Annotated in this window: 10 protein-coding genes and 1 tRNA gene; 9 read left to right on the top strand and 2 right to left on the bottom strand. The window is 69.6% G+C overall.

Annotated features, from left to right (window positions below; translation table 11 throughout):
* Nucleotides 1–515 precede the first annotated feature (515 nt).
* The 8 genes from dnaN to FYW95_RS14580 all read left to right on the top strand — a co-directional run bounded on the left by dnaN (nucleotide 516) and on the right by FYW95_RS14580 (nucleotide 10,540).
* Complete coding sequence (gene dnaN / locus FYW95_RS14615; RefSeq protein WP_159943370.1) at nucleotides 516–1,655, top strand: DNA polymerase III subunit beta; 1,140 nt, start codon at nucleotides 516–518, stop codon at nucleotides 1,653–1,655.
* 97 nt (nucleotides 1,656–1,752) lie between these two features.
* Nucleotides 1,753–2,646 carry a phosphogluconate dehydrogenase (NAD(+)-dependent, decarboxylating) gene (gene gnd, locus FYW95_RS14610; RefSeq protein WP_159943369.1) on the top strand — a complete coding sequence of 298 codons (894 nt, stop codon included), beginning with the start codon at nucleotides 1,753–1,755 and terminating at the stop codon, nucleotides 2,644–2,646.
* A 118-nt stretch (nucleotides 2,647–2,764) separates the two neighbouring features.
* Nucleotides 2,765–3,898 (top strand): DNA replication/repair protein RecF, encoded by a 1,134-nt coding sequence (gene recF, locus FYW95_RS14605; RefSeq protein WP_159943368.1) that lies wholly within the window; start codon nucleotides 2,765–2,767, stop codon nucleotides 3,896–3,898.
* 64 nt (nucleotides 3,899–3,962) lie between these two features.
* Nucleotides 3,963–4,451, top strand: a complete 489-nt coding sequence (locus FYW95_RS14600) for a DciA family protein (protein WP_159943402.1) — start codon at nucleotides 3,963–3,965, stop codon at nucleotides 4,449–4,451.
* A 464-nt stretch (nucleotides 4,452–4,915) separates the two neighbouring features.
* Nucleotides 4,916–6,853 carry a DNA topoisomerase (ATP-hydrolyzing) subunit B gene (gene gyrB, locus FYW95_RS14595; RefSeq protein ID WP_159943367.1) on the top strand — a complete coding sequence of 646 codons (1,938 nt, stop codon included), beginning with the start codon at nucleotides 4,916–4,918 and terminating at the stop codon, nucleotides 6,851–6,853.
* 72 nt (nucleotides 6,854–6,925) lie between these two features.
* Nucleotides 6,926–9,511 carry a DNA gyrase subunit A gene (gene gyrA, locus FYW95_RS14590; RefSeq protein ID WP_201294869.1) on the top strand — a complete coding sequence of 862 codons (2,586 nt, stop codon included), beginning with the start codon at nucleotides 6,926–6,928 and terminating at the stop codon, nucleotides 9,509–9,511.
* A 108-nt stretch (nucleotides 9,512–9,619) separates the two neighbouring features.
* On the top strand, nucleotides 9,620–10,282 hold the full coding sequence (locus FYW95_RS14585) for a DUF3566 domain-containing protein (RefSeq protein ID WP_159943366.1): 663 nt from the start codon (nucleotides 9,620–9,622) through the stop codon (nucleotides 10,280–10,282).
* A 184-nt stretch (nucleotides 10,283–10,466) separates the two neighbouring features.
* Nucleotides 10,467–10,540: transfer RNA gene (locus FYW95_RS14580), tRNA-Ile, on the top strand.
* Nucleotides 10,541–10,707: 167 nt separating this feature from the next.
* Here FYW95_RS14580 and FYW95_RS14575 read toward each other — a convergent pair.
* Together FYW95_RS14575 and FYW95_RS14570 are read right to left on the bottom strand one after the other, a co-directional pair.
* Nucleotides 10,708–10,959 carry a MerR family transcriptional regulator gene (locus FYW95_RS14575; RefSeq protein WP_159943365.1) on the bottom strand — a complete coding sequence of 84 codons (252 nt, stop codon included), beginning with the start codon at nucleotides 10,957–10,959 and terminating at the stop codon, nucleotides 10,708–10,710.
* A gap of 639 nt (nucleotides 10,960–11,598) precedes the next feature.
* Nucleotides 11,599–12,189 (bottom strand): hypothetical protein, encoded by a 591-nt coding sequence (locus tag FYW95_RS14570; RefSeq protein ID WP_159943364.1) that lies wholly within the window; start codon nucleotides 12,187–12,189, stop codon nucleotides 11,599–11,601.
* Nucleotides 12,190–13,081: 892 nt separating this feature from the next.
* On the opposite strand from FYW95_RS14570, the gene FYW95_RS14565 reads away from it, so the two are divergent.
* Nucleotides 13,082–13,360, top strand: a complete 279-nt coding sequence (locus FYW95_RS14565; protein ID WP_201294868.1) for a hypothetical protein — start codon at nucleotides 13,082–13,084, stop codon at nucleotides 13,358–13,360.
* Nucleotides 13,361–13,365 lie beyond the last annotated feature (5 nt).

Raw genomic sequence — 13,365 nt, 5'->3', positions numbered from 1 at the left:
TGGGGAAAACCTGTGGACGGAGCTGTGGACGGAGTGTGGAAAACCTGGGGACGGCTCGAACTGTCCACAGGCGGCCCGAGTTACCCACAGGGTTACCCACAGGGCCTGTGGACAGAAATCCCGGCTCTGACCAGCGAAAACAAGGGTTATCCACATTATCCACAGGCCCTACTACTACTGCGCACCTTCATTAACCCAGATGTGGCTTCACAACCGCTCCGCGGAAAATCTGTGGACAACGCTCCGAGTCGGGTGCGACGACAGCACGGTGCCGAGCTGTCAGCGGCAGCGGGTGAATCCGGGTAACGTGTGGTCTCGCCCCTGTCCTCCGCCGCCCGGGTCCGGACGGTGACACACACGGGATCCGGGGAGGCTCCCCGCGGCACCGGCCGCCCGCGCTCCGGCGCGGTCGTCCACACCCTGTGGAGGGAGCCCCCGGCAGACCCACAGATCCACGACCTGCAACGTTGAGGCTTCGACCGGCACAACCGGTCGTGCGGAAAGTGAGTCGGAAAGTGAAGTTCCGGGTCGAACGCGACGTACTGGCCGAGGCGGTCGCCTGGACCGCGCGCACACTCCCGACACGCCCGTCGGTCCCGGTGCTCGTCGGGATCCTGTTGGAGGCCGGTGAGTTCGACGGCCGCCAGCAGCTGCGCCTGTCGGGCTTCGACTACGAGGTCTCCACCCAGGCCGCGGTGGACGTCGAGGTCGAGGAGCCGGGCAAGGTCCTGGTCACCGGCAAGCTCCTGGCCGAGATCACCCGCAACCTCCCCCCGCAGCCGGTGCAGGTCGCCACCGAGGGCCCGAAGGTCGTGGTCACCGGCGGCAGCGCCAAGTTCACCCTGACCACCATGCCGGTGGAGGACTACCCCACGCTCCCGGAGATGCCCGGTGTGAGCGGGACCGTCGGCAGCGACGCCTTCGCCGCCGCGGTCAGCCAGGTGGCCGTCGCCGCGGGCCGGGACGACACCCTGCCCATGCTCACCGGTGTGCGCGTGGAGATCGAGGGCGAGACCATCACGCTCGCCTCCACCGACCGCTACCGCCTGGCCGTGCGCGAACTCACCTGGAAGCCGGAGAACCCCGACCTGTCCGCGGTCGCGCTGGTCCCGGCCAAGACCCTCCACGACACCGCCAAGTCGCTCACCTCGGGCGCCGAGATCTCGATCGCCCTCTCCAACAGCGGCGGCGGCGAGGGCATGATCGGCTTCGAGGGCGGCGGCCGCCGCACCACCACCCGCCTGCTGGACGGCGAGTTCCCCAAGTACCGCTCCCTGCTGCCGGACACGTTCAACTCCGTCGCCGAGGTCAGCCGCTCGGAGTTCGTGGAGGCCGTCAAGCGCGTCTCGCTGGTCGCCGAGCGCAACACCCCGCTGCGGCTGTCCTTCACCCAGGGACAGCTCGTCCTGGAGGCGGGCACCGGCGAGGAGGCCCAGGCCGTGGAGGTCCTGGAGGCGGACCTGGAGGGCGACGACATCCAGATCGCGTTCAACTCCGGCTTCCTGCTGGACGGGCTCGGCGCCATCGGCACCGACGTGGCCCGGATGAACTTCACCACCTCGACCAAGCCGTCGATCCTCACCGGCAAGCCCGCGGAGGAGGGCTCCTCCCCCGAGTACCGCTACCTGATCATGCCGGTGCGTCAGCCGGGCTGATCCGCGATTGGTTCGATTGACTGGCACCAGCCTGACCCGGTCCGCGCCCCGGAGCGGGTCAGGCCTCCAACCACAGGCGGCGAAGGGGAGCAACCACATGCAGCTCGGAATGATCGGCCTCGGCAAGATGGGCGGCAACATGGCCGCCCGCCTGAGGGACAAGGGCCACGAGGTCGTCGGCTACGACGTCGCCTCGCCGGAGCGCGACGTCGACACCCTGGCCGCGCTCGTGGACCGCCTGGCCGCCCCGCGGGTGGTCTGGGTGATGGTCCCCGCGGGCGACCCCACCGCCGCGACCGTCGCCGAACTGGGCGACCTGCTGGATTCGGGCGACCTCATCATCGAGGGCGGCAACTCCCACTACGCGGACGACCGCGTCCGGGCCAAGGCGCTGGCGGAGAAGGGGATCGGCTACCTCGACGCCGGGGTCAGCGGCGGCGTCTGGGGGCGCGAGAACGGCTACGGCATCATGGTCGGCGGCCCGGCCGAGGACGTCGAGCGGGCCCGCCCGGTCTTCGACTCGCTGACCCCCGACGAGGGCGGCGGCTTCGTCCACGCCGGGCTCGTCGGCGCCGGGCACTTCGTGAAGATGGTGCACAACGGCATCGAGTACGGCATGATGCAGGCCTTCGGCGAGGGCTACGAGCTCATGGTCGCCTCGGGCCTGGTGGACGACGTCCCCGGCACCTTCGAGAGCTGGCGCGAGGGCACCGTGGTGCGCTCCTGGCTGCTCGACCTGCTCTCCCGGGCCTTGGAGGAGGACCCGGACCTGTCCCGGCTGCGCGGCTACGCCGACGACTCCGGCGAGGGCCGCTGGACCGTCCAGGCCGCCGTGGACCTGGCCGTGCCCGCCCCGGCGATCACCTCCTCCCTCTTCGCCCGCTTCTCCTCCCGCCAGGACGACAGCCCGGCCATGAAGGTCGTGGCGGCCCTGCGCCAGCAGTTCGGCGGACACGCCGTGCACCGGGCCGAGACCTCGGACGACGTCTGAGGCGACCCGCCGCCACGCGTTCTCCCACCCTTCCGGGGACGCGCCCGTACCGGGCCGTCCCCGTGCCCCACCCTTCCCCCGCACCTTTTCCGCGCCACCGCCCCAGGAGGAAGGCCGGATGTACGTATCCCACCTGCAACTGGCCGACTTCCGGTCCTACGCCCAGGCCCTTCTGGAGATGGGCCCCGGCGTGAACGTGTTCGTCGGCGCCAACGGCCAGGGAAAGACCAACCTGGTCGAGGCGATCGGCTACGTCGCCACCCTCGGCAGCCACCGGGTCTCCTCCGACACCCCGCTCGTGCGCCTGGGCGCGCCCCGCGCGATCATCCGGGCCAAGGTGGTGCGCGACGAGCGGTCCATGGTGGTGGACCTGGAGCTCAACCCCGGCAGGGCCAACCGCGCCCGGATCAACCAGGCGCCCGCGCCCCGTCCGCGCGAGGTCCTCGGGATCCTGCGCACGGTGCTGTTCGCCCCCGAGGACCTGGCCCTGGTCAAGGGCGACCCGGGCGAGCGGCGCCGCTTCCTGGACGACCTGCTGGTGGCCCGCGCCCCCCGGATGGCGGGCGTGCGCGCCGACTACGACCGGGTGCTCAAGCAGCGCAACGCCCTGCTCAAGTCGGTCTCGGGCCGCATGTTCAAGCAGCGCTCCGCGCCCGACCTGAGCACGCTGGAGGTGTGGGGCGACCACCTGGCCGAGGCGGGGGCCGAGCTGCTGGCCGCACGACTGGAGTTGGTGGAGGAGCTGCGCCCGCGGGTGGACCGCGCCTACGCCGGCCTGGCCGACTCCGGCGGCCCGGCGGTCCCGAGCTACCGCAGCGGGGCGGCGGCCGAGGGCGAGGGGTTGCCCGCCGACCGTCCACAGCTTGTGGAAATCCTGCGCTCGGCCATGGCCCGGGAGCGCGACCGCGAACTCCAGCGCGGGATCAGCCTGGTGGGGCCGCACCGCGACGACCTGCACCTGCGGCTGGGCGACCTGCCAGCCAAGGGCTACGCCAGCCAGGGCGAGTCGTGGTCCTACGCGCTCTCCCTCAAGCTGGCCGCCTTCGACCTCCTGCGCTCCGACGGCGACGACCCGGTGCTCATCCTGGACGACGTGTTCGCCGAACTGGACACCGAGCGCCGGCGCAGGCTCGCCGAGCGGGTGCGCGACGCCGAGCAGGTCCTGGTGACCGCGGCCGTGCCCGAGGACATCCCCGAGGAGCTGGACGGGGCCCGCTTCGGCGTGCGCGAGGGGGGCGTCGAGAGTGAGTGAGCGCTATCCACACCCTGTGGACGGTCCGTCGGCGCCCGGGCCGGACGCGTCCGGCCCGGGCGGCCTGCGTCCACAGCCTGTGGACGGGGCGCCCGCCTCCCCCGGGTCCGGCGCCTCCGCTCCCCCGAGCGCATCCGGTGCGGACCTGGCCCGGCAGGCGCTGGCCCGCGCCCGGGCCGAGGCCCGGGACCGGGGCGCGGTGCCCCGCGGCGCCCCCCGCGCGCGGCGGCGTGGCCGGTTGCGGTCACGCAACGAGCCCCAGATGTTCGGTGAGGCCGTGCGTACCTGGCTGATCGAGCACGGCTGGCAGGAGCAGGTGGCCGTCGGCGGGGTGTTCGGCCGCTGGGCCGACATCGTTGGCGAGTTCAACGCCAAAAGGCTCCGTCCGGAAAGTTATTCGGAAGGTGAACTGGTCCTGGTAGCTGATTCACCGACGATGGCCACGCAGGCGCGAACGATGACGCGTGATCTCATCCGCCGCCTGAACCAGGAGTTGGGCGACGGCACGGTGGTGTCCATCAAGGTCCGCGGCCCCGGCGCCCGCCGCCGCTGAGCCCCGCCCGTTTCCGGGGCGCTCCGCTCCCGGCCGTCCACAGCCTGTGGATATCCGCAGGTGAACGGGGTTTCCCGCGGCCGGAGCCCGCTCGGCGGGCTCCGGCCGACCGTCCGTTCGACCTCCGGGGTCGGTCCGCGCAGGCGCCACTCAACCGCACCGGGACTTGCGTGGAGGGCTTCCCGCGTGTAGGGACTCGACTCCCTCCCCGAACGTTCGTTGTGAGGCGGCACAGGGCCGCCAATGCCACTTTGTCGCACCGCGCGGGGTATCATGGAGACGGTTCTTCAGACGCCTGTAGCCGGTACCACGCCCCCAGAAGAGGGTGGGCGGACGGACGCTGCGGTGAACGGTGATCCCCCAGGTGTCGCGGCACGCCGACCCTCTCGATCACCCTGCCGCGGGTTGGCGGTCGTCCGCTCGGCCGCGCACGGCAGGCGTCCCCAGCAGGAGGGTGTACCCACTTGGCCTACGACGCTCGATCAATCACGGTTCTGGAGGGGCTTGAGGCAGTCCGCAAGCGCCCCGGAATGTACATCGGTTCCACCGGGGAGCGGGGCCTGCACCACCTGGTCTACGAGGTGGTCGACAACTCGGTCGACGAGGCCCTGGCGGGGCACGCCAGCGCCATCGAGGTGACCCTGCTGGCCGACGGCGGCGTGTGCGTGGCCGACAACGGCCGCGGCATCCCCACCGACCTCCACCCGGTGGAGAAGCGCCCCGCGGTCGAAGTCGTGCTCACCACGCTGCACGCGGGCGGCAAGTTCGACGGCAAGTCCTACGCGGTCTCCGGCGGTCTGCACGGTGTCGGCGTCTCGGTCGTCAACGCGCTGTCCACCGCCCTGGACGTGGAGATCCGCCGCGACGGCCACGTGTGGCGCCAGCGCTACGAGATGACCGCGCCCACCGGCGAGCTGGTCCGGGGCGAGGAGACCGAAGAGACCGGTACCCAGATCACCTTCTGGCCGGACGACTCCATCTTCGAGACCACCGACTTCACCTTCGAGACGCTCGCCCGCCGCATGCAGGAGATGGCCTTCCTCAACAAGGGGCTGTCCATCACCATCCGAGACGAGCGGCCCGAGCACACCGACGGCGGCCCGACGGTCAACACCTTCCACTACGAGGAGGGGCTGTCCGACTTCGTCAAGCACATCAACGCGAAGAAGGAACCCGCGCACGCCTCGATCATCTCCTTCGAGGAGGAGGGAGAGGGCATCTCGGTCGAGATCGCGATGCAGTGGAACCAGTCCTACACCTCGTCGGTGCACACCTTCGCCAACACCATCAACACGGCTGAGGGCGGCACCCACGAGGAGGGCTTCCGCTCCGCGCTGACCACCCTGGTCAACCGGTACGCCCGCGACCAGAAGCTGCTGAGGGAGAAGGACGACAACCTCACCGGCGACGACATCCGCGAGGGCCTGACCGCGATCATCTCGGTCAAGCTGGCCGATCCGCAGTTCGAGGGCCAGACCAAGACCAAGCTGGGCAACACCGAGGCCAAGTCCTTCGTCCAGAAGGTCACCAACGAGCACCTGCGCGACTGGTTCGAGCGCAACCCCGGCGAGGCCAAGGACATCGTGTCCAAGGCCAGCCAGGCGGCGCGCGCCCGTATCGCGGCCCGCCAGGCGCGCGACCTCACCCGGCGCAAGACCCTGCTGGAGTCCACCTCCCTCCCCGGCAAGCTGTCCGACTGCCAGTCGACCAACCCGGAGGAGTGCGAGCTCTACATCGTGGAGGGCGACTCCGCGGGCGGCTCGGCCAAGGGCGGCCGCAACCCGCACAACCAGGCCATCCTGCCCATCCGGGGCAAGATCCTGAACGTCGAGAAGTCCCGGATCGACCGCATCCTCAAGAACCAGGAGGTCCAGGCGATCATCACCGCCCTGGGCACCGGCATCCACGAGGACTTCGACGCCAGCAAGCTCCGGTACCACAAGATCATCCTCATGGCCGACGCCGACGTCGACGGCCAGCACATCCGCACGCTGCTGCTCACCCTGCTCTTCCGCTTCATGAAGCCGCTGGTCGAGGCGGGCAACGTGTACCTCGCCTCGCCGCCGCTGTACAAGATCAAGTGGGACCAGCGCGGCAGCGACTCGGACTACGCCTTCTCCGACGCCGAGCGGGACCGCCTCATCGAGGCCGGGATCGCCGCGGGCAAGAAGGACCCGCGCCCGCGCGACCTGGTCCAGCGCTTCAAGGGTCTGGGCGAGATGAACGCCAACGAGCTGTGGGACACCACGATGGACCCCGATCACCGGCTGCTGCTCCAGGTCAGCCTGGAGGACGCCGCCCAGGCCGACGAGATGTTCAGCGTGCTCATGGGCGAGGACGTCGAGTCCCGGCGCTCCTTCATCCAGCGCAACGCCAAGGACGTCCGCTTCCTGGACATCTAGGGAGTCCCCGGTCCGGGATCCGCCCGGACGGGAACCACGCTCAAACAAGCTTCGTAGAAGGGATCGACATCCGTGACGGATGCGAACAACCCGGACGTTCCCGAGGGACCTGAGGGAGCGGACTCCGCCGTGGAGGCCGCGCTGCGGACCACCGACCGGATCGAACCGGTCGACATCCAGGTCGAGATGCAGCGCAGCTACCTCGACTACGCCATGTCGGTCATCGTCGGCCGCGCCCTGCCCGACGTGCGCGACGGCCTCAAACCGGTGCACCAGCGCGTGCTCTACGCGATGTACGACGGCGGATACCGCCCCGACCGGGGGTTCTTCAAGTGCGCCCGCGTCGTCGGCGACGTGATGGGCAACTACCACCCGCACGGTGACAGCGCCATCTACGACACCCTGGTGCGCCTCGCCCAGTGGTGGTCCATGCGGATGCCGCTGGTCGACCCCAACGGCAACTTCGGCTCCCCGGGCAACGACCCGGCCGCCGCCATGCGCTACACCGAGTGCAAGCTCGCGCCGCTGGCCATGGAGATGCTCCGGGACATCGACAAGGAGACCGTCGACTTCCGGCCCAACTACGACGGCCGCTCCTCCGAGCCCGTCGTGCTGCCCGCCCGCTTCCCGAACCTCCTGGTCAACGGTTCCTCGGGCATCGCGGTCGGTATGGCCACCAACATCCCGCCGCACAACCTCCGCGAGGTGGCCGAGGGCGTCTACTGGTTCCTGGAGCACCCCGAGGCCGAGGACGAGGAGCTGCTGGACGCGCTCATCGCCCGGATCAAGGGCCCGGACTTCCCCACCCGCGGGCTCATCGTCGGCACGCGCGGCATCGAGGAGGCCTACCGGACCGGGCGCGGCTCCATCACCATGCGCGCCGTGGTCGAGGTCGAGGAGGACCGGCGCGGCCGCCAGACGCTGGTCATCACCGAGTTGCCCTACCAGGTCAACCCGGACAACCTCGCGCTCAAGATCGCCGACCTGGTCAAGGACGGCAAGATCACCGGCATCGCCGACGTGCGCGACGAGAGCAGCGGCCGCACCGGCCGGCGCCTGGTCATCGTGCTCAAGCGCGACGCCGTGGCCAAGGTCGTGCTGAACAACCTCTACAAGCACACCCAGCTCCAGGAGACCTTCGGCGCGAACATGCTCGCGCTGGTCGACGGGGTGCCGCGGACCCTGCGCCTGGACCAGATGATCCGCTACTGGGTCAGGCACCAGGTCGAGGTCATCGTCCGCCGGACCCGCTACCTGCTGCGCAAGGCGGAGGAGCGGGTGCACATCCTGCGCGCGCTGCTGCGGGCCTTGGACCGCATCGACGAGGTGATCAGCCTCATCCGGGCCAGCGCCTCGGCCGACGAGGCCCGCACCGGCCTGATGGGCCTCCTGGAGATCGACGACGTCCAGGCCCGCGCCATCCTCGACATGCAGCTGCGCAAGCTGGCCGCCCTGGAGCGCAATCAGCTCACGTCCGAGTACGACGAGCTGATGGCGCAGATCGCCGACTACAACGACATCCTCTCCTCGGACTCGCGCCAGCGGAGCATCATCCGCGAGGAGCTCGGCGAGATCGTCGAGAAGTACGGCGACGAGCGGCGCACGCACATCATCCCCTTCGAGGGCGACATGCGCATGGAGGACTTCATCGCCGAGGAGGACGTGGTCGTCACGATCTCCCGCGGCGGGTACGCCAAGCGCACGCGCATCGACAACTACCGCGCCCAGAAGCGCGGCGGCAAGGGCGTGCGGGGGGCCCAGCTCAAGCAGGACGACATCGTCCAGCACTTCTTCGTCACCACCACCCACCACTGGATCCTGTGCTTCACCAACCAGGGCCGGGTGTACCGCACGAAGGCCTACGAGCTGCCCGAGGCCGCCCGTGACGCGCGCGGCCAGCACGTGGCCAACCTGCTCCCGTTCCAGCCGGGTGAGGAGATCGCGCAGATCATGGCGCTGCGCGACTACGAGGCGGCCCCCTACCTGGTGCTCGCCACCCGCGAGGGCCTGGTCAAGAAGTCCCGGCTGGAGGACTTCGACTCCTCGCGCTCCTCGGGCATCATCGCGATCAACCTGCGCGAGGGCGACGAGCTCATCGCCGCCCGGCTGGTCTTCCCCGACGACGACCTGCTGCTGATCTCCAGCGACGCCCAGGCGATCCGATTCCCGGCCTCCGACGAGTCGCTGCGTCCCATGGGCCGCGCCACCAGCGGAGTGATCGGCATGCGCTTCCTGGAGGGCGACTACCTGCTGAGCATGGACGTCATCCGCCCCGAGGACGGCTCCACGGACGTCCTGGTGGCCACCGAGAACGGCTACGCCAAGCGCACCCCCTCCGAGCAGTACCCGGTGCAGAACCGGGGCGGCAAGGGCGTGCTCACGGCCAAGGTCGTCGAGGCGCGCGGCAAGCTGGTCGGCGCCATGATGGTCGACCCCGAGGTGGACGAGATCTTCGCGATCACCTCCGCGGGCGGGGTCATCCGCACCGGTGCCGGCGAGATCAAGCGCTCCGGCCGCACCACCATGGGCGTCCGCCTGATGAACCTGGACAGCGGCAACAAGATCGTGGCCGTGGCCCGCAACGCCGAGGCCGCCGAGGAGGAGGCCGTCGACACGGCCGAGACCGCGGTCGCCGGGGAAGGCAACCCGCAGGCCTAGACTGCGCGTTAGGCCCCACAAGGGTCGCGGGGCCCGGCGGAACCGACCCCGCGACCCTCGGTAGTGCCCATCACCCGTTCTCAAGGAAAGTCCAGCGGTAACGTTTCTATGTCTGACAACCAGCGGAACACCACCACGAACGAGTCCGACCCGGAGACCGCCGGGGACGTGGAGACGGCCGAGAAGGACACGGCAGCGGGGGCCGCCGTGACCGACGAAGCCGACGAGGCGTCCGCTGAGGCGTCGGAGGCTCCGGCAGAGGACGTGGCCGACGAGACGGCCGCGGAGCCCACCGACGTGGCGGAGGACCGCTCCCAAGCGGGGGGAACACCAGTGTCCGAAGCCAAGTCCTCGGTGCCGCAGGGACCGAGTGCCGTGAAGGCGAGCATGTCCAGCCGCAAAGCGCACCTGACGGTCTCCCGGGTGGAGCCGTGGTCGGTGATGAAGTTCAGCTTCGTCGTCTCGCTGGTCTGCTTCATCGTCCTGTTCGTGGCGATCGCGGTGATCTACGCGACGCTGTCCATGCTCGGCGTCTTCGAAGAGCTGACCAACATGATCACCGCGCTCCTGGAGGGCGACGGCGGCGAGGACGAGCTCGGCCTCAACCCGGCCGCGTGGTTCTCCCCCGGCCGGGTGCTGGGCTACACCGGCGTGGTCGGCGCGCTGAACATCGTGCTGATCACCGCTCTGTCCACCGTGGGCGCCATGCTCTACAACCTGGTCGCCGACCTGGTCGGCGGCATCGACGTGACGCTCTCCGAGGCCGAGTAGGCCCCACCCGCGCGGCCCGGTCCGGACCGGGCCGCGCGCCCTCCCGCTCCGTCCCGAGCACTTCCGGACGGGGGTAAAATGGGAGGTGGAGAGGGACGCGGACACCGCGTCCCGCCTCACGTCCGCCCCGCTTCAGCCGGTTCGCCCCGGTCCCGCGGATGCGGTAGAGTTCCACTCGGAACGAGGGCGTATAGCTCAGTCGGTTAGAGCGCATCCCTGATAAGGATGAGGCCCCAGGTTCAAGTCCTGGTACGCCCACACGGTTTGTGCAGTTCAGAGCCTTGTTCTCCCATGCGGAGAGCGGGGCTCTTCCTCTTTTGACCGTCATCTGACCGTGGGAGCCCACGGCATCTCCTGTCAGAGCGGGCACTTCCCCGGCACTGAGCGGTACCGACAGGACGCCAAGTCGACAACAGATCGAATCGCTATGTCGACTCGACTCTATCTGACGCACCCCTCTCCGGCAGGGGTACGCCCAGCAGCTCCAGGAGCTCCGCTGTGACCACCCGGTAGGTCCCGCCGTAGCGGAGCAGCCGACAGGGGAACTCACCACTGCCGGCGAGCTTGTAGGCCGTCGTTCGCCCCATGTGCAGAGCGCGAGCGGCCGTCATCAGATCGACCGCGGCGGGCAGCTCGTACAGCTCATGGATCGTGAAAGCCCTGCGCTCCTCGGCCACTGGCTCTCCCCTGTGTTGGTTTCGTCGTCAAGGGGAGTAAGCCTCTGTCGCCACAGCTCGTGACAGCGATGTCGGCCGCAGGCATCTTCGCTGGTTCGAGAAAGTTGTAGCTTCTCCTTCCTCCCTGGAACGAAAGCGCTTCGAACTGTCGTGATGTAGGTATGACACAGACACACGGCGCACCGGACACGGCGACGAACGAGGACCACGGGCCGACGGCGGCTGAGATCGGGACATGGCAACGAGAGGGCTTCTTCCTTCCCGCGTGTGGTCCCCGCGAAGGACGGTACCGTGGCGCCCTCACTCCCTGAGGCCGCTGCGGCGCAGCAGGCCGTCCTCCCTGACACGAGCGAGAAGATCCAGCTTGGTGTAGGTGGGGCGGCCAGCCCCTGGAGGAGCATGCGGTCGTCGTCGACGGCCGCGACCGTGATCACCGCGGCCACCTCAGTTCCACGGTCGTGCTCTCGCCCGGGACACTGCGCACACGCACTGATCCGCCGACCTCCTCCACAGGTCGGCGGATCGAGTGGCACAGGCCGAATCCCCGCCCGCGGTCGACGACGGAGACCATGACACCTCCCCGGCGGAGACGCGCGGTAACCCAGGCCGTCGTGGTCCCGGAGTGGCGGGCCACGTTGTTCAACGCCTCGCGGGTCGCCGTGCCGAGCGCTCGCACGACCTCACGCGGTGGTTCCTCGGAGACGTCCCGCACATCACGTGTACCTGTGCGCCGAGGTCGTGCGCCTGCCGTGCCGTATCCGCCAGGGTGCCGCGAAGACCGTCCGGCGGCCCCGCGTCCTTCCCCTGGAGGAGAAGGCGTAGCCGGACCGCGTCGCTGGCGCATCGGGCGCGTACCTGCGCCGTGCGGTGGTCCAGCCCGCCGCGTGCGATCGCGGTGAGGGTCGCCAGCGCGGTCTCGTGCAGTACGCGGCGCTGGGCCTCCCGCTCCTGTCGGCGTGCGCGTTCCACGGCGCGTCGGACCTCGGCCTCACCCGCTCCACGCCCGGATTCGCGAAGCCGCCGGTAGGAGTCGAACAGCCGGGAAGCGAGCCAGGCGACGAGAGTGACCCACAGCAGAACGCTGACCTGGGTCAGCACGCCCATCGGGGACTCAGCGTGGCTCCCGGTGGGGTACCAGGCCGCAGCGAGGCGTGCACCCGCCAGGAATGCGACCGCCAGAACCGTCTGCGCTCCCCGCAGACCGATGCCCGCCACGGCCGCCGTCGCCAACTGGTGCTTGTACGCCCACTCCTGCCACGCCCCGCCCTACAGGGGGGCCGCCACCACGGTCAGGACGCACGCCAACAGTGGGTCCGACCATGCCAGCCGGGCGCGTACCCCAACCCGAAACCATCCCCGCAGAGCAAGGACGACGCTCCACGTTCCCACCACCGCCCACGCCCCGATCTCGGGCAGCGCTGCTACGTGCATTGTCCCCGGAATGGCCACCGCCGCGGTGAGGATCATGACCAACAAGCACAGCAGGCGCTCAAGCCCCACCCCTATGAGCAGGTAATGGCGCGGATCCGGAAGACCGGCCGCGGCGCGGCTCCCCGCACCCCGGCCCACGACCGTCCAACTCATCGGTACGTCCTTCCTGAACATCCTGCGGCTGGGCTTGTCGCACACTGGCGGACGTAACCGGAGTACTCGTTCGCCCGTGGGCGAACCCCGGGGAGAAGTGCTGCCGCGGGGGGAGGGACGAACCCGTGGGATCGCCTTCCTGGTGCGCCCACGTCCGCTCGCCAGAGCCGTCGTGGCGCGGAGCCTACAAGGCCTGCGTCACCCCGTCCGCACGGAGTGTCAGGCGTACGACACTTCTTCGGAGACACCATGACGGTCCCCGCACCGGCAGGGAGCCGCGGAAAGCATTCTTTCTCGAATTTTTCCGCCACTGGACCGTAAAACACGAGAAGCCTCCCGTAGGCCGGTTTTTGTCTCCTCGATTTCCTTGGTCAGGCTTCTGACAGTCTCCTCGAAACGTCTCCAGATACCGGGTTCGCTGGAGATGTGTTGACGTCGGCTGACATCCTCCCCGAAAGAGGGAAGTGAGACGGGGCGGTGTCGACACGATCCGGACGCATCCGCGCGACGGCGCGGCACCAGAAAGGATGCGAGGACGATGAACACCAACAGGAAGAGGGTCCGCCGGATCGCGGTCGCCGTTCTGGCGGCTCCCGTCATCGCGGTTTCGGCCTCGTCGATGGCGGCGGCCGGTACCAGCTACGGCGGTTCGGGCGGCGCCTACTACTACAGCAGCAGCTCCTACGCCGGCCCTGGCGGCGCGTACCACTACAGCACCAGCAGCAGCGCCGGCCACCACGGCGGTTACTACGGTGTCCACCACAGCGGCTACCACGGGCACGGCGGCCTGATCGGTCTGGGATTCCGGAACCGGTAGGCGAG

This window comes from Nocardiopsis sp. FR4, assembly GCF_009830945.1.
GTDB lineage: Bacteria > Actinomycetota > Actinomycetes > Streptosporangiales > Streptosporangiaceae > Nocardiopsis.
This window is presented reverse-complemented; position numbering and strand designations above follow the sequence as displayed.